This is a genomic window from Peribacillus sp. B-H-3 (genome assembly GCF_048572925.1).
GTDB lineage: Bacteria > Bacillota > Bacilli > Bacillales > DSM-1321 > Peribacillus.
Window position 1 is genome coordinate 149791 of record NZ_CP183879.1, and the last position, 20797, is coordinate 170587.

General features: G+C 43.6%; 20 protein-coding genes. 2 read left to right on the plus strand and 18 right to left on the minus strand.

Going from position 1 to position 20797, the window contains the following annotated elements:
* Positions 1-7: 7 nt before the first annotated feature.
* From ACN6MY_RS00610 to ACN6MY_RS00625, 4 genes are all read right to left on the minus strand, one after another.
* Positions 8-976: an ABC transporter ATP-binding protein gene (locus ACN6MY_RS00610; protein WP_090988636.1), complete on the minus strand. Its 969-nt coding sequence runs from the start codon at positions 974-976 to the stop codon at positions 8-10.
* Positions 957-1961 (minus strand): ABC transporter ATP-binding protein, encoded by a 1005-nt coding sequence (locus ACN6MY_RS00615; RefSeq protein ID WP_419882368.1) that lies wholly within the window; start codon positions 1959-1961, stop codon positions 957-959. The genes ACN6MY_RS00610 and ACN6MY_RS00615 overlap by 20 nt, the downstream gene beginning before the upstream one ends.
* Positions 1962-2344: 383 nt before the next feature.
* A complete protein-coding gene (locus ACN6MY_RS00620) occupies positions 2345-2713 on the minus strand; it encodes a hypothetical protein (RefSeq protein ID WP_419882369.1) in 369 nt (122 codons plus the stop codon).
* A gap of 24 nt (positions 2714-2737) precedes the next feature.
* Positions 2738-3100 (minus strand): single-stranded DNA-binding protein, encoded by a 363-nt coding sequence (locus ACN6MY_RS00625; protein ID WP_419882370.1) that lies wholly within the window; start codon positions 3098-3100, stop codon positions 2738-2740.
* Positions 3101-3379: 279 nt separating this feature from the next.
* Between ACN6MY_RS00625 and ACN6MY_RS00630 the strand changes: the two genes are divergently transcribed.
* The gene (locus ACN6MY_RS00630; protein WP_419882371.1) at positions 3380-3814 is read left to right on the plus strand and encodes a YwpF family protein; all 435 of its coding nucleotides are present in this window, start codon (positions 3380-3382) and stop codon (positions 3812-3814) included.
* A gap of 374 nt (positions 3815-4188) precedes the next feature.
* Here ACN6MY_RS00630 and fabZ read toward each other — a convergent pair whose 3' ends face one another.
* The 7 genes from fabZ to ACN6MY_RS00665 all read right to left on the minus strand — a co-directional run bounded on the left by fabZ (position 4189) and on the right by ACN6MY_RS00665 (position 11014).
* Complete coding sequence (gene fabZ / locus ACN6MY_RS00635) at positions 4189-4620, minus strand: 3-hydroxyacyl-ACP dehydratase FabZ (protein WP_419882372.1); 432 nt, start codon at positions 4618-4620, stop codon at positions 4189-4191.
* A 97-nt stretch (positions 4621-4717) separates the two neighbouring features.
* Positions 4718-4978 (minus strand): DNA-directed RNA polymerase subunit beta, encoded by a 261-nt coding sequence (locus tag ACN6MY_RS00640; protein ID WP_419882373.1) that lies wholly within the window; start codon positions 4976-4978, stop codon positions 4718-4720.
* Positions 4979-5020: 42 nt separating this feature from the next.
* The gene (locus tag ACN6MY_RS00645; protein ID WP_419882374.1) at positions 5021-5863 is read right to left on the minus strand and encodes a flagellar hook-basal body protein; all 843 of its coding nucleotides are present in this window, start codon (positions 5861-5863) and stop codon (positions 5021-5023) included.
* A gap of 72 nt (positions 5864-5935) precedes the next feature.
* Positions 5936-6775, minus strand: a complete 840-nt coding sequence (locus tag ACN6MY_RS00650) for a flagellar hook-basal body protein (protein WP_419882375.1) — start codon at positions 6773-6775, stop codon at positions 5936-5938.
* A gap of 687 nt (positions 6776-7462) precedes the next feature.
* A complete protein-coding gene (locus ACN6MY_RS00655; RefSeq protein ID WP_419882376.1) occupies positions 7463-8464 on the minus strand; it encodes a rod shape-determining protein in 1002 nt (333 codons plus the stop codon).
* Positions 8465-8827: 363 nt separating this feature from the next.
* Positions 8828-9100, minus strand: coding sequence for a sporulation transcriptional regulator SpoIIID (spoIIID, locus tag ACN6MY_RS00660; RefSeq protein WP_071350753.1), 273 nt, complete (start codon positions 9098-9100; stop codon positions 8828-8830).
* A gap of 1056 nt (positions 9101-10156) precedes the next feature.
* Positions 10157-11014 carry a peptidoglycan DD-metalloendopeptidase family protein gene (locus ACN6MY_RS00665; RefSeq protein ID WP_419882377.1) on the minus strand — a complete coding sequence of 286 codons (858 nt, stop codon included), beginning with the start codon at positions 11012-11014 and terminating at the stop codon, positions 10157-10159.
* Positions 11015-11353: 339 nt separating this feature from the next.
* Here ACN6MY_RS00665 and ACN6MY_RS00670 point away from each other — a divergent pair, with 339 nt between their 5' ends.
* Entirely contained in the window at positions 11354-11773 is a 420-nt protein-coding gene (locus ACN6MY_RS00670) for a VanZ family protein (protein WP_419882378.1), read from the plus strand.
* A gap of 38 nt (positions 11774-11811) precedes the next feature.
* Here the strand turns inward: ACN6MY_RS00670 and spoIID are convergent, their stop codons facing one another.
* The 7 genes from spoIID to nuoL all read right to left on the minus strand — a co-directional run bounded on the left by spoIID (position 11812) and on the right by nuoL (position 20769).
* Positions 11812-12846: a stage II sporulation protein D gene (spoIID, locus tag ACN6MY_RS00675; RefSeq protein WP_419882379.1), complete on the minus strand. Its 1035-nt coding sequence runs from the start codon at positions 12844-12846 to the stop codon at positions 11812-11814.
* Positions 12847-13070: 224 nt separating this feature from the next.
* Entirely contained in the window at positions 13071-14375 is a 1305-nt protein-coding gene (gene murA / locus ACN6MY_RS00680) for a UDP-N-acetylglucosamine 1-carboxyvinyltransferase (RefSeq protein ID WP_419882380.1), read from the minus strand.
* A 32-nt stretch (positions 14376-14407) separates the two neighbouring features.
* Positions 14408-15157, minus strand: coding sequence for a YwmB family TATA-box binding protein (locus tag ACN6MY_RS00685; protein ID WP_419882381.1), 750 nt, complete (start codon positions 15155-15157; stop codon positions 14408-14410).
* A gap of 167 nt (positions 15158-15324) precedes the next feature.
* Entirely contained in the window at positions 15325-15567 is a 243-nt protein-coding gene (locus ACN6MY_RS00690; RefSeq protein WP_071351107.1) for a DUF1146 family protein, read from the minus strand.
* Positions 15568-15886: 319 nt separating this feature from the next.
* Positions 15887-17374, minus strand: a complete 1488-nt coding sequence (nuoN, locus tag ACN6MY_RS00695) for an NADH-quinone oxidoreductase subunit NuoN (protein WP_419882382.1) — start codon at positions 17372-17374, stop codon at positions 15887-15889.
* Positions 17375-17380: 6 nt separating this feature from the next.
* Positions 17381-18901: a complex I subunit 4 family protein gene (locus ACN6MY_RS00700; RefSeq protein WP_419882383.1), complete on the minus strand. Its 1521-nt coding sequence runs from the start codon at positions 18899-18901 to the stop codon at positions 17381-17383.
* Complete coding sequence (nuoL, locus tag ACN6MY_RS00705) at positions 18898-20769, minus strand: NADH-quinone oxidoreductase subunit L (protein ID WP_419882384.1); 1872 nt, start codon at positions 20767-20769, stop codon at positions 18898-18900. Before nuoL ends, ACN6MY_RS00700 begins: the two co-directional genes overlap by 4 nt.
* Positions 20770-20797 lie beyond the last annotated feature (28 nt).

Here is a 20797-nt window from a genome sequence, read left to right on the forward strand (position 1 = left end):
CGCTTTGTCATTGATATAAATGACAAGCAGCGTAATGGCCTGTTTCAATTTCCTGCATAACGGGCTTGGCCGTTGAACATACCTCCATTGCATTAGGGCATCTGGTATGGAACGGGCAGCCTTTTGGCGGGTTGGAAGGGCTTGGCACATCACCCTGCAGAAGGACTCTCTCTTTCTTGTAATCCACATCAGGAATCGGCACGGCAGAAAGCAGGGCCTGTGTATACGGGTGAAGAGGATTCCGGTACAGCATTTCGCTGTCAGCAAGCTCCACAATATGCCCAAGGTACATGACGCCGACACGGTCGCTGATATGCCTGACGACTCCGAGGTCATGCGCAATGAATAAGTATGTTAAATCAAATTCCTTCTGAAGATCCTGAAGAAGGTTCAGCACCTGTGACTGAATGGATACATCGAGTGCAGAGACCGGTTCATCGGCAATGATCAGCTTCGGATTTACGGCAAGTGCCCTTGCAATTCCTATCCGCTGGCGCTGCCCTCCGCTGAACTGATGCGGATAGCGCTTGGCATGATAGCTGCTTAAGCCTACAATTTCAAGCAGCTCCTTTACCCGGCGTTTCCGTTCCTTCTTATCCGCTGTTCCGTGGACAATTAAAGGCTCCTCCAGGATTTTTTCCACGGTGTGCCTTGGATTGAGCGAGGCGAACGGATCCTGGAAAACCATCTGCATTTCCCGTCTCATTTTTCTCATTTCTCCTTGTGAGAGAGTGGTAATGTCTTTTCCTTCAAAGTAAATTTTTCCCTCACTCGGCTCGAGAAGCCTTAGCAGCATCCGGCCAGTTGTTGACTTGCCGCACCCGCTTTCGCCTACCAGTCCGAGCGTTTCTCCTTTTTTTATGAAAAAGGACACCCCGTCGACAGCTTTCACTTCGCCCACATTCTTCCCGAGCAGCCCGCCTTTGATTGGAAAGTGTTTTTTCAGGTTCTCTACCTTAACTAATGGCTGTGACATGGATTTTATCTCCTTTCCCGTCTTCATGAAGCCAGCATCTGACCTGCTGCCCATTTTCAAAGGCATGAAGCGGCGGAGTCTCACTCAGGCATCTGTCCATGGCGTGTGCACATCTTGGCGCGAACTGGCAGCCAAGCTGGGCTCCTCCAGGTTTAGGAACATTGCCAGGTATAGAGTAAAGCCTTTCCTTTTTCTCTCTCATATCTGGCACAGATTCTATCAGGCCAATCGTGTATGGATGTTTCGGACTTTTAAAAATAGACCTTACATCCCCTTCCTCCACAATTCGCCCTGCATACATAACAGCTACACGCTGGCACATTTCTGCTACAACGCCCAAATCATGAGTGATCATCATAATGGCCGTGTCTGTTTCTCGATTCAGCTTTTTCATCAGTTCAAGGATTTGCGCCTGAATGGTCACATCCAGGGCCGTTGTTGGCTCGTCCGCAATCAAAAGTTCAGGCTCGCAAATCATGGCCATCGCAATCATGACACGCTGCCTCATGCCTCCTGAAAGCTGGTGAGGATACTCGTTCAACAGTTCCTCCGCCCGTGCAAGGCCAACAAGCTTCAGCATGTCAGCTGCACGTTCCCTTGCTTTGTGCTTATTCCACCTTCTATGTATCCGGAGCGACTCTGTTAATTGCTCCCCAATGGTAAATACAGGATTTAAACTTGTCATCGGCTCCTGAAAGATCATGGCAATTTCATTTCCGCGTATTTTCCTCATTTTCGATTCCGAAGCATCTGCCAGATTATTGCCTTTAAAAAGAATTTCCCCTTCTACCTTCCCTGCAGACGAATCAACCAGTCCCATTATGGAAAGTGAGGTTACACTTTTTCCGCATCCTGATTCGCCTACAATCCCTAAGACCTCTCCCGGGTTAATATGAAAGTCGATTGAATTTACCACCGGAATTTCGCCGTCATCTGTTATAAAGCTTGTTTTCAAGCCTTTTACTTCCACAATCGGATTGACCATAGATCACCCTCCCTTATCTGGATGTTTTGAAACTAGATAAATAGTCTTACTGAATTATGTCATTATTCTAAATATTTGACAATAACTATTTTTTGAATATTTTATTTTTACAGATAATTATGTACACCCACATTCTCTGAAGCTAGTAACTGCGCTGTATGATCTGCTTTCATTTGGACATCATCCAATAGTCTTAGGCTTGCATTAAGTGCTTAGCTGCACGAAAAAAAAGGGCTGCGGGGAGCAGCCACTGTGCAAGGAGTCTATTTTGTATTTTATAGGGGAAACACGCGCAGAATTCGGGGGGTATTGCGGAGATTAATCATTCTTTGGGTCGAAGAAGGATCATATCAGTCATTCCTGGATAAATGGCGGAGCAAAGACTAAAGAAGTGTGTGCTGTGAGCGGAAGTGCAGCGATCCTCCTTCCATGAAGAATGACTGTTTCCTTCTGATTGTTTGAGGAATGGCTGCCTGTTCAAGCTCAGAAAGCCTTTGGAGAAGTGATTCATTTTGGGCGCGCAAAGCTTTCGATTCGCTTTCTACCCGGGCAAGTATAATTTCAAGCTGAACCATTTGATATTCACTGTTGGATACCTTCACATGCGTCTTGGCAATATAGCGGATCAGGTCGCCGATAAGCTGATCTGTCCTCTCTGCCCTTTGTTGAATATTCAGCCGGTCGAGAGCCGGAAACTCCCCTTTTTCATCTTCAAAAAATCTGCAGCTTTCCAGACGTTCTTTTTCTCCCAATATCATCACCTCTATTTAGTTTAACTAAAACTTGATTGCTTCATATTCCTGCTTGGCATTTTCAGCCTGCTTTGTACCGACAAAGCGCACGGTTTCTGCCACAACATCTGTAACGTAGACTTTTTTTCCATCCTGATTTTCATAGCTGCGCGTTTGGATTCTCCCGACGATTCCGACTATAGAACCTTTCCGGCAGTACTGGACCGTGTTTTCAGCTGTTTTTTTCCATAGCGTACACTGTACAAAATCTGCTGTATACTCACCATCTCCATTCCGGAAATTCCGGTTTACAGCAAGCGTCACATTAGAAACTGCTGTACCTTCAGGTGTATATCTCAGCTCAGGATCACGGGTAATCCTTCCTACCAGCGTAACTTGATTAATCAATAAATCAGCTCCTTTCTGTGTGAGTGCCTTTATCATACTGAATTCAAAGACCTCCGTAAAATCAGCAAAAGAACCCTGCAAAACCCTTTTGCTGCTGCAATCCTGTATTTTTTCCTGAAGAAAAAGTACAATTTAGATGAAGGTTTAGATATAAAACTTGATTTTGTTCATTTTCAAATTTTTTTTCATGTTCCATCCCCCTCTAAATCTTTTGCTTTTATTACTGAATGGTAATCGGGTATGCTAGAGAAAGATGGATAAGAGAAAGGGAGGGAATGTATGAAAACGTTTAAATTAATTTCTTTGCAGATAGCGGATGAAAACCAGGAATTAATTGAAGCAGAGCTTACGGACGGGCTGATCATCAATAAAGAAGATGACCAGAGCACTTGGCTGCTGGAGGCCTTGATTAAGAACGAACACTTCAAGAAAATCCAGGACGCTCTCCCCCCAGTGAACGGAGAGGTGAACATCCAGGCTGTCATTACCAAAAAAGAAAACGACCCGGCTTCCTTTAAAACTATTCTGCGGATCATCAAAGATTTAGAAGGCCATAAAAGCATCATGTTTGAAGGCCATCTGCAGAGATCCCGAAGCAAATATGCCGAATTGCTTCTTGAAGATCTGATTCAGCAAGGAATTACCGGTGAAGTACTTGTGGAACAATTTAAAGAAAAAATCCGCTCCCGGCCAAAACTGACTGCTAACAAATAACCGTGACAGCCGCCTCAAATCAATACCAGCATCTCTGCAAAAAAGCTGATTCTGCAAGAGAAGAATCAGCTTTTTTGGCGGCGCCGGTATTTTCCCTTTAGAATAAAAAAATGGCCGGACACATGTGCCCGGCCTCCATAGGGAGAAAATAAAGATTGGTTTACCAAACCAAAAAATTCAAATGAATTAATGAACAAAAATTCTATGCAATGCTGCATAGAAAACTGCTTCCACTTATATCATTGCACATTTTCACATAAAATAAACCTTCTCTAAGAAAAACAGTCCTATATCACCAAATATTCTTCTGGATTTCAGCGGATATACGAAAGAAGATGTGCGCATATAGACACACATCCTGATTGTTTATGTAATTATTTTTTATCTCCAAATGCAAACATGATTTCTGCTTCACAGGCAATTTCGCCGTCCACAGTGGCAACTGCTTTGCCTTTGCCGACTGACCCTCTAAGCCTTGTCAGTTCAACTTCCAGTCTTAATTGATCACCGGGCTTTACCTGCCTTTTGAAACGGCAGCTGTCGATTCCCGCAAAAAATCCAAGACGGCCTCTATATTCTTCTTGAATTAAAACAGCTACAGATCCCACCTGTGCCAAAGCCTCTACAATCAAAACGCCCGGCATTACCGGATAATCCGGGAAGTGCCCGTTAAAAAATTCTTCATTTGCTGTAACATTCTTAATGCCTACCGCTCTTTTTCCATTTTCGATTTCAACGATTTTATCAATAAGCAGGAAAGGATATCTGTGCGGAATAATTTCTTTAATTTGTGTAATGTCTAACAAAGCATTCACTCCTTCATAAGGTTTCCTTTACTAGAATAACACGAATATAAGGAAACATTCTAGCGCACAAGCAGGCAAAAGAAAATCCCGTACTGCTTTAGCCGGGATTTGTATCTTTATTTACGATGTCTGTAATATGCGTCCATGTTGATTTGTGGAAAACATCCATTGCACTGCCGCCGCCTATCACACTATAGCCGACAATAGCGCCCGCAATGGTGCATACCGCTATTAAACCAGCCACAATAAGGAGCCTCAGCCAGATTGGCAAAAGCCTAATGCGGATCCTTTTATTCTTGTTTTTTTCTTTCCCGGCCTTTTGTTTATATTCTTCTCTGGTTAAGTTATTCTCTGGCATACTAATGACTGAAAGCTCCTTTTAGCCCGACATGTTCCTCAATTAACGGATTCCGTTGATCAATCCCATCATTTGGTCAGCCACTGTAACCGCTTTTGACTGAAATTGATATTGGCGCTGGACACTCATAAGATCTGTCATTTCCTTGGACAGGTCCACATTCGAAGTTTCCAGGGCGCCCTGCTGCATGGATATATTGGAGCGGAGGCCGCCAGTTAAGGAGGTCATGATATCCGCAGATACAGCTCCAAGACGATTCAGATTAGCAGGCATACCTAATAAGTTCCCGCCGATTTGTTCCATGAATTGAGGTTTTTTAAGAGAAACGACTCCAAGGTCGAAGGTTTGGACCGTTCCGTTATTCTTCTCCGCCGCTATCTGGCCATTTTCTGAGATGGTCAGTTTTTTCACATCACCGGTAATGACAATTGGCTGATCAGCTGAATCAAGAATCTGATAACCGCTTCCGTTTACAAGCTGTACAGCATTCCCTCCGGCTGGTGTCAGATAGAAAGCGCCATCTCTAGTATACCGTATATTCTGCCCTTTTTCGTCAGAAACCCGCACTTTAAAGAACAAATCTTCCTTTTTTAGTGCCACATCCAGGTTTCGGTCTGTGTTTTTTATGGCTCCCTGTGTCAAAACAAGCTGGGACTGGCTCAGCTTGGCCCCATTTCCCTGCCGGATGCCAAGTGGTGTCAGCCTTCCTATTTCTTTAGATTTGTTAGTCTGGTTATCAACCTGCTGAACAAGCAAATCATTAAAATAGGTTTCTTTTCGTTTATAGCCGTTTGTCTGGATATTGGCCATGTTATTTGAAATAATGTCCATTTTCTGCTGAAGCTGGTTCATTGTATTAGTAGAGGTTATCATGGTCCGATTCATTGCTATTCCCCTTTTGCTGGCTGTGCCGGATTTCCTTGGGCTTCACTGACATGAGAAATCAGGGACTTTTCGTTATCCCAGTTTCCCGACTTCATTTACTGCTTTATCCATGCTGCGGTCATATGCCTGCAGTATCTTTTGATTGGCTTCAAAGGATCTGTAAGCAGACATCATATCTGTCATGGTACGTGACTGATCTACATTCGAGCTTTCAATAAAGCCTTGTTTCATAGTAAAGTTTACATTCGGGCTGCTGAATGCGCTGTTCAGCGCCGTGCCTGCAGGTGCTTTAAACAAGCCGTCTCCCTCTTTGACAAGCTGATAGGGATTATCAGCAAAGGAAATCCCCAGACGGGCAACAGGCTGACTGTTTTCCTCAATGTATCCTGTGTCACTTACTGTAAAATCTTCGCTGTTCAGCTTTATGCGTTTTTTATTGTCATCCAGCACATAATCACCTGCAGAGGTTGTTAAATAGCCCTGTCCATCAAGAGCAAAGTTCCCGTTGCGGGTATAACGCGACTGACCGTCTGCGTTTTCAACCGTAAAAAAGATGCTGCCTTTCTTGCCGTTAGCCGCATTAACAGGCATGTCTCCATCTACAAGGGCGATGTCTGTATTTCTTTGCGTTTCCTTTGTATCTCCCTGTGAAAAAAGCGGAGTGGCTTCCTGCATATAGATACCAGTTGAAAGATTTCCAACCGTACTGCTGACAGGAAGACTTAGGCCTTTCTCAGCAGGGACGGCATTTCGGTCGATTCGTTCAAGAAGCATGTCGGGAAATGACCGCAGGCTTGACTGATCGGTTTTAAATCCTGGAGTATCAGCATTCGATAAATTATTCGTCAGCATTTCTGTCTTTCTTTGCTGGGCGATCATGCCCGAAGCAGCTGTATAAAAACCTCTTAACATTCCTGCACCTCACCTAAAAAATATAAAAGCCCAATCATCCTGAAGGGCAATAAAAGTAAAATCCGGATTCATTGCGATAATATAATAAATATCGGCAGGAAAACCAGCTTCTTTAGAGAAACACATAAAAAGCGCAAGCGCCTTGTCCAGCTCGCGAAGCAAATAGGGTTTTGGCCTTGGAAGGCGCTCTTTGCCTTCCGAGGACAAAACATCTTTTGCACAGCGAGCTAGGCGCTGAAGCTAGATTACATAAAAAGCGCAAGCGCCTGTTCAGCCTCGACCAGCATACGACGCGTAAGAATAGAAGGCGCTCTTTGCCTTCAATTCTTATGTGGCTTATGACCTCGAGAGGCTAGGCGCTGAAGCTGGATTACATAAAAAGCGCAAGCGCCTTGTTCAGCTCGCGAAGCAAATAGGGTTTTGGCCTTGGAAGGCGCTCTTTGCCTTCCGAGGACAAAACATCTTTTGCACAGCGAGCTAGGCGCTGGAGCTGGATTACATAAAAAGTGTAAGAGCCTTAAAATCACGTTTTTAGTCGGAGAGAAATTATTCAAATACAAAGGAATTGTGTTAAAAAAAATACAAGAGGGCCCATTGTTCACAATCACTTTTTGCACAAACAGTGTTGTGCCTTCATGTTATCTGAACATTGAGACCCTTTTGGCTATTAATATTTTACATTCATTATCAGCTGAATTTATGTCTTGGCAGCTTGTCCATGTTATCCAGCATGATGCCTGTACCAATTGCAACGCAATCCATCGGCTGTTCGGCAACAAGGACAGGAACCTTAAGCTCTTCTGCAAGGAGTAAGTCGATGCCGTGAAGCAATGCTCCGCCGCCTGTTAAAATAACACCGCGGTCTATGATATCTGCAGAAAGCTCAGGCGGAGTACGTTCTAACACACTCTTGGCAGCCTGGACGATAACAGCTACCTGTTCGCGAAGCGCTTCTTCTATTTCTTCAGATTTCACCGTAATGGTTCTTGGAAGACCGGAAACCATATCACGCCCGCGGATATCTATTTCTTCATTTCTTGAGCCGGGAAAAACAGTAGCAACCTTGATTTTAATGTCTTCGGCTGTTCTTTCTCCGATAAGAAGCTTATACTTGCGCTTAATATAGCTCAAAATTTCGCCGTCGAATTTGTCTCCAGCCATTTTAATGGAAGAAGAAGTGACAATATCACCCATGGAGAGAACGGCAATGTCCGTTGTTCCGCCGCCAATGTCAACGACCATGTTTCCGCTTGGCTGGAAGATATCCATGCCTGCTCCGATTGCAGCCACTTTTGGTTCTTCCTCAAGGTAAATCTTTTTGCCGCCGCTTTTTTCAGCAGCTTCCCTAATGGCCTTCTGCTCTACGCTGGTAATATTCGTCGGGCAGCAGATCAAAATTCTCGGCTTCGATAAAAAGCCCTTCACATTCAGTTTATTGATAAAATGCTTAAGCATGGATTCTGTCACATCAAAATCAGCGATGACTCCATCTTTAAGCGGCCGGATTGCCACTATGTTCCCAGGAGTCCGCCCTACCATTTTTCTTGCTTCCTCGCCGACTGCAAGAACACGATTAGTGTTTTTATCAATTGCAACAACAGAAGGTTCGTTTAACACAATTCCCTTACCTTTGACGTGTATCAGCACATTAGCTGTACCGAGATCTATCCCAATATCCCTAGCAAACATGATACTCATTTCCTCCTTGAATGTCTCATAAAAAACGTTCGTAATTTTATATTCCGAACCCGTAACAGGATGTTTTTAAAATGTACTTTTTGCAGATTCGGCATTTCTCATCGAAAAACCACTTTCTGTCCTAATTTTATATTTTATCATATTGAATAGTCCAGAAATAGTGAGAAATATAAATTAAGTAAATTTTTTCCTAAAGGTGCAATAATAACAAGCAAAAAACCGATCTTCAGTGAATGTTCAATTAAGGTCCATTTCTTAAGTTAACACTTTTTTCAAAGCATTTCCTTTTTGAACCTCTTTTATTTGAACGTTTTCACATACAAGACCGGTTTGCTATCCTCTTCATCAAATTCTTTATTTTACGGTTTCCTCCTCTCTTTCTGAACGCTTATATTTTAACTTGGTTGCTTCCCCTCCCCTCAGATGGCGGATTGATTTATGATAATCTAAAATATCCTTTACTTCATTTGCCAGCTCCGGATTGATTTCCGGCAGCCTTTCTGTCAAATCCTTGTGGACAGTACTTTTGGATACACCAAACTCCTTCGCGATCACGCGAACCGTTTTTCTTGTCTCCACGATATACTTTCCTATCTTGATAGTTCTTTCTTTGATGTAATCGTGCACACCCTCTACCTCCCCAAATTGGATGTGAGAAGTATGAAATGAGATTCGCTTTCGGCTGAAATAAGCCGCTGCCCCGGAAATTGCCAACAAATATATGTTCAACTGCATTTATAATTTAATAAAAACGATTACTCACCTCAACCGCTCTCTTTGTATGGTTTCTAACATCTTATTAGCTTGGTTAAAAATATATGCACAATTTGCTCAATTAGGACGGGCAATTTTATTTTTTGCCGAAAAACATCCATAAACCAAAAAAATCCTCTCAAAAACTGCAAATCTCTATTAACTCTATGAAAGTCACTATTATTTCCCAAGAAATTTGTCGAGACATATAAAGCGTAAGCGCCTTGTTCAGCCCCGACCAGCATAAGACGCATCAGAATAGAAGGCGGCTCTTTGCCTTCAATTCTGATGTGACTTATGACCTCGAGGGGCTAGGCGCTGGAGCTGGATTGCACAAAAAGCGCAAGCGCCTGTTCAGCTCGTGAAGCAAATAGGGTTTTGGCCTTAGAAGGCGCTCTTTGCCTTCTGAGGACAAAACATCTTTTGCACAGCGAGCTAGGCGCTGGAGCTGGATTACAATATAAAGTGTAAGTTTTTGAAATGCAGAACAAAGACTAAGAACGCCGCGTCCTGCGGCAACGTCTTTGTGACCACCATCCTGGGGGCCTCCGACCAGCATAAGGCGCGTAAGAATAGAAGGCGCTCTTTGCCTTCAATTCTTGCGTGACTTATGACCTCGAGGGGCTAGGCGCTGAGCTGGATTGCATAAAAAGCGCAAGCGCCTGTTCAGCTCGTGAAGCAAATAGGGTTTTGCACAGCGAGCTAGGCGCTGGAGCTGGATTAAACTAAAAGCGTAAACCACTAAGAACGCCGCGTTCTGCGGCAACTTTGTGACCCCATGTGGATTGAGGCCCGTGGTGCAAAAATTTAACAGGTTAATCAGAGCCCAATACAAAAAAGAAACCCGCCGCATGGGGGGCTTCTTTACCAAATTTTCAGTTTGCTGTGTTAATGGGTACGATATATGGTTGCGTTTAGTTGATTTTGTTATTAGCCTTCGTCAGATGTATCAAGAGATGAACCGTCTGTTTCATTGTCAGTTCCATCTAAGATCTGGCCGGGCTCGCCGGATTGATCCAAGTTCTTATCAAGCTGGTCGTTTTCTTCTGATTGGCTCTTATCAGAAGAAGAAGCTTTTTCTGAAGCAGCTTTTTCATCAGAAGCAGATTGGATAGCTGATACTTGTTTTTCAAAATAATCTTGCGGGTTCAAGGCTACGTTGTCTTTGCGGATTTCAAAGTGTACATGTGTACCGGCTTCTTCATTGATCAGGCTGCTGCCAGCTTTTGCAATGGTTTGTCCTTGCTTCACTTGATCTCCAACTGCCACTTTGATATCTGTGATTGATTGGTAACGGGTAACCACACCATTGTCATGTTCAACTTCAACTAAGTTTCCAAGCAATGCATCATCTTGTACTTTTGTAACGTTTCCGCTGAATGAAGCAACTACATCAAAAGTCTTTCCGTCGTTCATGGCAATATCTATGCCTTTATTGGGTTCAAATCTGTTATTGTAGGAAACTAATGCTGCTTCCTGTTCTTTTGCGTCTGCTTTTGCATCATAGAATTGTTTTTTGATAACAGAGTCAGTGGAATCCGCAACAGGCATCTTAATTGTTTCTAACTTGCTGTTTACCTCAACTGCAGGCTCTTTGAATCCTTTGCCAGTGGTCTGTGATTGTTCTTTGCTTTTGTCAGCAGAGTCATTATAGCTGTTCTGCATCCAAAATGCTCCTGCCAGGATAAGTGCTGCACTTGCGATATAAATTGCCGGTAAAGCCCAACGCCGGTTTTTTAGGCGCTGTATGTTTGTTTTTTTGGAAGTATTCTTTTCTTCCTCTCTCATATTTATCACCTCTGCTAACATTTTGAACAGATTGCAAGGATTATATACATGAGGGATAAAAACTTTTTTACATGTAGCTTTTGTTTTGATGAATTTAATTATACATCCATTATTTTCTTTTTGTTTCTCTATGCGACTTTACCTGGTCCCTTGTGTTTCCCTTTCCAGCTAATACTGATAAAATGGCTAGTATATCTAGTGAATCTCCATCTATCTATCCCTAATAATGCGAGATAAAAACGATAGGCATTTATGGGCAATTTGTCCCTTACAAAGTAAAATTGCCAATCAGGCAGCCTGCTGCCCGTTGATGTGAGATCAAGTAAAGGAAGTATTGCCATGAAAAATTACGCACGCATCATTTTAACCATCCTGCCTTTTATCTATATGGGTGTGATCTGGTTCTTGTCCAGCCACTCGGATAATCTGGTTATGGAGCTGCCATCATCTTCTGCTGACAGATTCATCAAAGAGGCCATGCATTTAATTGAATTTGCCATTTTGTATGCACTTTTCGCGGCGGCCCTTGCTGCCCATGCAAAATTAACGGCACGAAGCAGCTTATTTGCTGCTGTCATAGCTGCCCTTTATGCACTGCTGGATGAATTTCATCAGTCCTTCGTTCCTTCACGGGATGCTAGCTTGATTGATATTGTGAAGGATTTTATCGGTATTGCCGCTGTATACTTTCATGTCGGCTACCATTACTTCAAGCACCACCGCGGTTTTTTAACCAAGATAGAGAAATTAAACACATAAAAAAGAGATGATCACATCAGCTGTGATCATCTCTTTTTTTATTTTCTGGCCGTTAATGTATGAAGAAGATTGTTTGAAGATTGTATTTCCACACCCCGGTAATAGTACTTGACAATAGACTTATAATCTTTGCCCTGCTCTGCCATGCCATTTGCTCCATATTGGCTCATCCCCACTCCATGGCCAAAACCCTTTGTAGTAATGACAATGTCGCTGCCTTTTCGGACCCATTCAAAATCAGAAGATTTCAGATCAAGGGTCTCCCGGATCTGCTTTCCTGTCAGTTTTTTATTTCCGAAGTCAACGGTTCCGACCCTCTTTCCAGGAGTCCGTTTAGTAACTGTGCCTATTGCATTCCCGGAAGACAAATGAATGCCCAGCTTCCGTTCGAATTCGGATACTGGAATGGTCTTTTTATAATAAAACTTAGGAGATGACTTATCCCATGGGCTTGATACACTTTTTAAATAAGGGATAGAACTGGACCAGTAATCCTCTGAATTTTCTGTATAGCCATTACTTGTTGAAAAAAACAGTGCCTGTATGGGCTTGCCGTTGTAGGTCAGGATCTGCCCGCTTGTGGCTGCAACTGCCTTTGTTATTTTACTTAATTTATCTTTGTACTGGGAGCCCCACTCTTTTTTTAATTCTACGTCATTTCTGAACACCTGATGTTTTATTGTATCTGAAACATCAGCGCCGTCCGGCAAGCCAGCTTTGTCATGAGTCATCAGCTGGTTTACGATATACGTTCTGGCTGTCAGGGCCTGCGCCTTAAGCGCTTCTATTTTAAAATCGGCTGGCATTTCAGCTGCCACTACGCCTGCAACATAGGATTCGAGTGGAAATTTCTGAATTTGCCTGGATTGTGCCCTGTATACGGAAACCTCTATAGCAGGTTCTGAAATGGCGTTCACCTTCTTTCCTTCTTGCCTGACTTGCCCGTCTAAATGCTGTGATAACCTGCCATTTTCCTCCTTACCGGAGAATGGCAGTACAAGGAGTGCTGGAACCATGATTAGTACAAATGCAGCTGCAATAAAAAGTGCGATGAACGGTTTAATGGCTTTCAAGATTGGCGGTCCTCCCTATGCATTTTCTGCTCTATAGAATCTCGTGCTTTGGCAGGTATTCTATAAAAATGTATGGGATTGGACAAGCATTTATGACAGCCTTTCGATGATTCCTGCAGGTTTATAAAACCACCTGCTTGAAAGCAAAAGGACCAGTTCCCGTTTCAGCAGTCATACTGAAACGGGAACTGGCCCCATGCAATCCTATGCGGATTATTTTTCGATTAAGCGTTCAAATCAGCGGCGATTGTTTCGCTGACTGTTTCCGTTTCGTCTTGAACACGTTCGATGTCTGCACCAAGAGATGCAAGCTTGCCGTGGAAATTTACATATCCGCGGTCCAGATGCTTAAGCTCAGTCACACGAGTGATTCCTTCAGCAACAAGGCCAGTCAGGATTAAAGATGCAGCTGCACGCAAATCAGTGGAAGCCACTTCAGCACCCTGCAGATCAGACGGTCCATTAATGATAACAGAGCGCCCTTCAATCTTAACGTCAGCATTCATGCGGCGGAATTCCTCAACATGCATAAAACGGTTCTCAAATACCGTTTCTGTAATCATGCTTGTTCCTTCAGCGCGAAGCAATAATGCCATCATCTGTGATTGCATATCTGTCGGGAATCCTGGATGCGGCATTGTTTTGATATCAACAGCCTTAAGCTTTTCAGGCCCGATAACACGAAGCCCTTCGCCTACATCTTCAATAGAAACGCCCATTTCTTCCAATTTCGCAATCAAAGAAGTCATGTGCTCAGGCATTGCACCCTGCACGACAACATCTCCGCCTGTTAGTGCCGCAGCAACCATGAATGTTCCAGCTTCAATGCGGTCTGGAATAATGTTGTGCTCAGCACCGTATAATTTATCTACACCTTCAATTTTAAGGGTTCCTGTACCTGCACCCTTAACTTTTGCTCCCATTGCATTCAGGAAGTTTGCAAGGTCTACAATTTCAGGTTCTTTTGCTACATTTTCAAGAATGGTTGTTCCTTCAGCAAGAGTAGCGGCCATCATGATATTTTCAGTAGCGCCAACACTCGGGAAGTCCAGGTATACACGTGCACCTTTTAATCTTCCGTTTACCTCAGCTTCGATAAAGCCATTTCCGACTTTAACACTTGCTCCCATTGCTTCAAAGCCTTTTAAATGCTGATCGATAGGGCGTGATCCAATAGCACATCCTCCAGGCAAAGCCACGCGGGCACGGCCGTTCCTTGCTAATAATGAACCCATTACAAGCACGGAAGCCCGCATTTTGCGCACATATTCAAATGGTGCTTCATCCAATAACTCTCTAGATGCATCTACAGTGATTTCATTATTTTGAAAGGCAACCTCTGCATTCAAGTTGCGCAATACTTCATTTATTGTATATACATCGGAGAGTGTGGGAACGTCTTTAATGATACTTTTCCCATCACTTGCTAATAATGTTGCAGCGATAACTGGCAATACGGCGTTTTTTGCGCCTTCTACTTTAACTGTCCCGCTTAGCCTAGTTCCGCCGCGGACGATGATTTTTTCCAAAAGTATTCCCCTCCGCGTCCAATTTCTCTATATTAATATTCAAACGTGATGATGGGTGTGCCAACTGTAAAGCTGGTTTTTCCGCCCAATCCTTCTGTTCTTAAAGCAAGCTGCAAATTCATATGTTCACTAGTCAATGATTGCTTGAACACATTTGTGTGTCCAGTTACAGAAATAAAATTTTGCTCTTTTACATGTTCAATTTCCTTTGCTTGAAATAAGTCTAATAATCTTGTAATTTCTAAGGGTAAAACCTTATCAATAGTATCACTGAAATGACCCTTTACACAAGAGAATATTGAAGGATTTCCTCGAAAAATGTCATGAATCCTTTTTTGAAATGGTGTTTTCAAAAAAGGTGCATAATCCTTTTTCCAGACGGAGCCCTTCACCTCATATATTATATACGTAACCTGATTTGATTTTCCGTGGGTAGTCATGAGATTTATAGACTCTACTAGACCGTTTTCGACATGTTCAAAAGTAGCTGAAGCCTTCCAGCTCTGTTTGTCTCCTTCTTTTTTCCATTGAAAATCAGGAGAAATTTTCTTTAATTTTTCTACTTCATGATTAAATTCAGATTCAGTTGCAATCCCCTTCATTCTTTCTCTGGCATATACAGACCAATCCTCGATATGCATGCTCTTTTCCTGCTGTAAAAGTCCGGTCATTTTGACGATATCGGGTTCCGCTTTTGTGCTAATCGTACTATTCCCAAACAAAAACATAATCAAACCCAGAATACCTATGTATGGCAACAATTTTTTAAATTGATTTTTCATGGCATTAGCCCCTCTCTTTATTTCTATGTTTTCCATAAAGAGAGTGTGCACATACTAAGTTTTTCTCGTCACTTATCGACACATGCAATAGACAAACTATACATCGCTTTTACGGTTGTTACAACCTTCACAAGAAGAAACATGATCAGAACTGCATATAAAAGTCCTTATCCCTGATGAAACATGAAAGGAAGCTGATTTGAAAATACGAGATAATCCAGGAAAAACTTGCTTACGGCTGATCCTATTGCAATGGTCAGCAAAATGTACAGGACCCTGGCCTTCAAAACTGAATTCGATCTTAATAGCTTATCAAAGTTCAGCGCCTGAAGCGCCCACCAAGTTATGGCAATAAAAAAAAGATGCACCACAATACCCGTCAAGGCCTGCTGTCCAATATCTGTAAACATAAATACCTCCTATAATACACTCGTACCTATTTTAGCATACATCACAAATGGATTTGGAATTAAAAAGGAAGAATGCATCTAAAGTAACAAACAATTATTCTTAATTTAGACACAATTTGTACAAAAATTCCCGGAAAAAGGAAGCCCTTCTGCGGCACAGCACAAAAAAAGAACCCTATTTTCAAGGTTCCTTTATGGCTGCATATGGATTTTGCAGATGCCCTGGTTACATCGGCTTCAGTTCCATCCAGCTTTTTAAAGAACTCCTCCCACTAGTCCACGGGTTTCGGCCAATCCTTTTAAATCATCCCCCGCTCCTTCATTTCAGAAGATTTATAGCAAGGTTGGGCGCCACACCGAACAATATCGTCCCAGTCAGGCACAGTACGAGTACCACGATGATTCCTGCGGGAACCTTAGGCACCGGGTTTGTGTGCACCGGCCTGAAGAACATTTGGGTCATGATGCCAAAATAGTAGATATAAGAAACTATGGTTCCTCCAATTAAGATGGAGGCCAGTACATAATGTGCAGGCTGATTGGAGAAAGCGCCCATGAAGATATACACCTTTCCGATGAAACCGGCCGTACCGGGGATTCCGGCCAGAGAAAGAATGAAAACAGCCATGGTACAAGCGAGCCGCGGAGAACGCTTATATAACCCGGCAAGAGAGGAAATGTCTTCTGATCCAGTCTGGACGGTTATTACCTGAATGACTGCAAAGGCACCCATATTCATCAGCAAGTAAGCAAGCAGATAAAACCATGTTGCTTCATAGAAGAATGGCTGTGCGCCTATCGAGACAATAGAAACAAGCAGATATCCTGCATGAGCAATGCTTGAATATCCAAATAAGCGTTTGATGTTCCGCTGCCTTAGTGCTGTTACATTTCCGATAATGATCGACAGTGCCGCAAGCAGTGATAGATACACATTGTTTTTCTCCAGAAAAGTCTGGGCACCGAACTCGTCTCCTGGGGCATGAAAAAACAATGTCCAAATGATTCTTATTAAAATGACAAAGCCTGCTGTTTTCGAAACGGTACTTAAAAAGGCTGTGACAGGTGCTGGCGATCCTTCATACACATCCGGAGCCCACATGTGAAAAGGTGCGGAGGCCAGTTTAAAGGACAGTCCGCCAACAATCATAAAAAAGGCAAGCCCAATTAAATATAGAAATTGGCTGTTTGCCAGATTCGCCATATGAGAGCCCATCTTCATAAGATTAGTTGTGCCCGTCAAGCCATATAAATAGCTCATTCCAAACAAGGTAATGGCTGTAGCAATGCTCCCGCTGATAATATACTTCATGGCTGCCTCATTAGAAGGCAAGTGTTTTTTCCTCATGCCGGCAAGGATATAGGTAGAGACCGACAAAAGTTCAAGCCCTGTAAACAAAGTGATTAAATCGCCGCTTGACGCCATCATCATTGCACCGAGAAGCCCTGTTAAAAAAAGATAATAAAACTCTCCCCGGTATTCCTTCATCCCTTCCTTAGGATGATAGCTTTCTGCTAAAAGCATGACCATGGCGCCGCCGCTTAGCAATAAAAGCTTAAATGCTTTCGAGAAGGAATCCAGCCGGAACGTATCATAGAGAATGCCCGCGTCTTTTTCACCCATCAAACCAATAAGCGAAAGCAGCGACAGCAGAATTCCGGCAAGCCCAATCCAGGCAAGCGGCCTCCTGCTTAAACGTCCAGGCAAAAATAAATCAAGCAGGGAGAGAATGACAGCAACAGCAAGAATGATAAATTCCGGAAGCATGAGTCTCCAGTCATATGAAAGCATTGTATGCATATTCATTCCCCCTCAGCTCCCTATCCCTAACAAAATTGTATCCAGTGCCGTTTGCAATGGACCGCTTAATACCGCCGGATACACACCGATCAAGACAATCAGTCCGAGCAGTATGATTATAGGCGTCAGTTCAATACCCTTTATGTCTTCTGAAGATGGCAGGATTCCGGATTCATTTTTACCGAACGTAATGTGCAGAACAGCCCGCAAAATATAAACTGCAGTTAAGATGATCCCAAGGGCTCCTGCCGATGCAAGCACCGGATATACCTTGAATATCCCCAGAAAAGCCATAAATTCGCTAATGAAGCCGGACATGCCTGGAAGTCCGAGCGAAGCCATGCCGCCTGCAAGCAATAAGCCGGATATCCGCGGCATTTTCTTACCCAGCCCGCTAAGTTCAATCAGTGACTGGGAAGAGCTCCTCATATGCATAACACCCACCAGGAAAAATAACAGCGCAGCTATCAATCCGTGTGAGACAACCTGGAAAATAGCGCCTTGAATCCCCGCTTCATTCAAAGCAGCAAGTCCGATCAGTACAATTCCCATATGAGAAACGGATGAATATGCCAGCACCTTTTTAAAATCTGACTGTATCAAAGCTAAAAAGGCACCGTAAAGAATATTGATCACACCCAGTATGCCAATTAGATACGCCCACTTTTCAAATTGTTCCGGGAAGATTCCCATTCCAAACCGGATCAATCCATAGGCGCCTATTTTCAGCAGCACTCCGGCATGAAGCATCACAATCGAAGGCGGCGCCTGGACGTGGACCTTAACCATCCAGCCGTGTAAAGGAAATATCGGCAATTTAATGCCGAATGCAACCAGCAGCGCAAAAAACAGGCCATTCTTCAAAGCTTGGGATATCGGCATATAGGGTGCTTTGCTACCGGCTGTCATCACACTTTTCAAGTACTCAATATTTGTAGTGCCTGTTTTGGCAAATAAAATCATGATAACAATCAGCAGAATGGCTGAACCAATTCCGTTATAAATCAAGAAGCTGTACGCGGCTTTTTCTTTATGGAGAAATCCCCACTTTCCAATCAGGAAGAACATTGGAATCAGAGTGATTTCAAAGAAGATAAAAAACAGAATCAGATTTTGAGCTGCAAAAACACCGAGCATCCCTATCTCTAACAGCAGAAAGAGAAGGAAGTATCCTTTCCATTCACTTTTAATAGAAAGAGAGGCCATCGCACCCATTGTACAAAGTACTGCCGTCAAAAGCAGCATGACCAGGGACAGGCCATCCGCTCCCAGCTCATAATGGACAGCAAAAAAATCAGGTCCATACTGCTTCAGATTTCCAAATTTCAGCCAGTCCGTGTTTATGGAAAAACTGGATAGATCTGTACCCCAGCGATACTGAAGGTACAAATAACATGCCAAAACAAGTGCTGGAATGGTACCAAAAATCCCAATTGATTTAATCATTCTTTCCTCATCAGCCGGCCAGAGAAGCAGCAGCACAATGCCAAGTAAGGGTGAAAATATAAGGATGGTCAGCAAAAGAACACTCATAGAATATAGCCTCCCGTCAAAGCGTAGATCACCATGATGGCGGCTATACAAAAGAAGGCAATGGTGCCGTATAGCTGAACATGGCCCGTTTGAAGCCTGGAGCCGCTTTTCCCCAGACTATGCACGGCTCCCGCCACGCCGCCGGCAAGCCCTCCCAGGACGAAACGCTCAAATCCCGAAAGGAATAAACTGAATCCTTTTACCGCCTTTCCGATGGAAAAAAAATAGATTTCATCGATAAAAAATTTATTGAATAACGTCTGGAAAATAGGCGAGTCCGCATTCATAAGCCAGTTTCTCGCAACGGAGCGGTTTCCGTAAATCAGGTATGCAAGCAAAATTCCGCACAGGGAAACAGCCGCCGCTGCAATCATGATCCAGCTTGGAGCTTCTATATGACCCGGGCCAGGCAGGGAAGTATTCCCTTTGGCCAGCCAGTTTCCAAGAAATGAACCGAACCAAGGGGTATTCACATATCCGCTCCCCACAGAAAGGATTCCAAGAATCATCATCGGCCCTGTCATGCTGGCCGGAGATTCCTGAATGCTTTCACGTTCACTCCTCGCAGAGCCTGCAAACACCATAAAAAACAGCCGAAACATGTAAAAGGATGTTAAAAAGGCAGTAACCAAGGCGAGCCAAAATAGTACATCATTTCCGCCTGCCCAGGCTGAGGCAAGGATCTCGTCTTTACTGAAAAATCCCGAGAAAAGCGGTACACCAGATATGGAGAGTGTGCCAATCAGGAACAGCGGCCCTGTCAGTTTCATCTTCCTCCATAAGCCTCCCATTTTCTCGATATCCTGAGTATGTACAGCATGTATGACGCTCCCGGCAGCAAGGAACAGAAGTGCTTTAAAGAAAGCATGCGTCATTAAATGAAAGATGCCGGCCGTGTAGCCAGACGTTCCAAGTGCAAGCATCATGTAGCCCAGCTGCGATATCGTCGAGTAGGCGAGGATACGTTTGATATCCTTTTGGACAAGCGCAATGGATGCGGCAAAAATAGCGGTAAATCCGCCTGTAACAGCAACCGCCCACATCGCTGTTTCGCTGCCCGAGAAAAATGGAAACATTGTCGCGACCAGGTACACGCCAGCCGCTACCATGGTGGCGGCGTGTATCAGTGCTGATACCGGTGTCGGGCCCTCCATCGCATCAGGAAGCCAGCTATGTAGCGGAAACTGGCCAGATTTCCCAACCGCTCCAATGAAAATCAAAATGGAAATAATGGTTACCATCCCGGAAGAAATGCTGCCAGTCTGGACTGCACTAAAAATTACATCGAAGCTGAAGCTGTGTGTTTGCCAGAATAATAGAAGAATCCCGATTAACAGGCCCACATCCCCGATTCTTGTCATGATGAAAGCCTTTTTTGCTGCCTGCTTTGCTTCTTCTTTTTGAAAATAAAAACCGATTAAAAGAAAGGACCCAAGCCCGACAAGCTCCCAAAACATATAGAGCTGAAGCAGATTGGGCGAAATGACCAGCCCGAGCATGGCAAATGTAAACAGTCCCAGGTAAGAGTAGAACACAGAAAAACGCTGGTCCCCGCTCATGTATCCTTTTGAATAGACCTGCACAAGCAAACTGATCAGGGACACAATCACTAGCATTAAGGCATTCAGCTGATTCACGGTAAACCCGGCATCTATTGTAATTTTCCCAATCGCCAGCCATTCTGCTGACGCCTTGTATGATGGCGAGTGAAACCGGTCAAACAGCACCAGCAGTGAAAGAACCAAGGAAACAAGAGTTAAAAAGATGCCGATATATGCCGCTTTTCCCTTAATAACGTTTCCGAATAGAAGAAGAAACACAAAAGAGACTAGGGGGAACAGCGGGATCAGCCATGCAAATTCCATCATCGTATCAAATCTCCTTCTCTGCATGCCA

Excerpts from the sequence above, each read along its gene's own strand:
- ACN6MY_RS00610 (WP_090988636.1), bottom strand. The coding sequence starts at position 976 with ATGTCACAGCCATTAGTTAAGGTAGAGAACCTGAAAAAACACTTTCCA.
- ACN6MY_RS00615 (WP_419882368.1), bottom strand. The coding sequence starts at position 1,961 with ATGGTCAATCCGATTGTGGAAGTAAAAGGCTTGAAAACAAGCTTTATA.
- ACN6MY_RS00630 (WP_419882371.1), top strand. The coding sequence starts at position 3,380 with ATGAAAACGTTTAAATTAATTTCTTTGCAGATAGCGGATGAAAACCAG.
- ACN6MY_RS00640 (WP_419882373.1), bottom strand. The coding sequence starts at position 4,978 with ATGCCAGAGAATAACTTAACCAGAGAAGAATATAAACAAAAGGCCGGG.
- ACN6MY_RS00645 (WP_419882374.1), bottom strand. The coding sequence starts at position 5,863 with ATGAATCGGACCATGATAACCTCTACTAATACAATGAACCAGCTTCAG.
- ACN6MY_RS00650 (WP_419882375.1), bottom strand. The coding sequence starts at position 6,775 with ATGTTAAGAGGTTTTTATACAGCTGCTTCGGGCATGATCGCCCAGCAA.
- ACN6MY_RS00655 (WP_419882376.1), bottom strand. The coding sequence starts at position 8,464 with ATGTTTGCTAGGGATATTGGGATAGATCTCGGTACAGCTAATGTGCTG.
- ACN6MY_RS00665 (WP_419882377.1), bottom strand. The coding sequence starts at position 11,014 with ATGAGAGAGGAAGAAAAGAATACTTCCAAAAAAACAAACATACAGCGC.
- ACN6MY_RS00670 (WP_419882378.1), top strand. The coding sequence starts at position 11,354 with ATGAAAAATTACGCACGCATCATTTTAACCATCCTGCCTTTTATCTAT.
- ACN6MY_RS00685 (WP_419882381.1), bottom strand. The coding sequence starts at position 15,157 with ATGAAAAATCAATTTAAAAAATTGTTGCCATACATAGGTATTCTGGGT.
- ACN6MY_RS00690 (WP_071351107.1), bottom strand. The coding sequence starts at position 15,567 with ATGTTTACAGATATTGGACAGCAGGCCTTGACGGGTATTGTGGTGCAT.
- nuoN (WP_419882382.1), bottom strand. The coding sequence starts at position 17,374 with ATGAATATGCATACAATGCTTTCATATGACTGGAGACTCATGCTTCCG.
- ACN6MY_RS00700 (WP_419882383.1), bottom strand. The coding sequence starts at position 18,901 with ATGAGTGTTCTTTTGCTGACCATCCTTATATTTTCACCCTTACTTGGC.
- nuoL (WP_419882384.1), bottom strand. The coding sequence starts at position 20,769 with ATGATGGAATTTGCATGGCTGATCCCGCTGTTCCCCCTAGTCTCTTTT.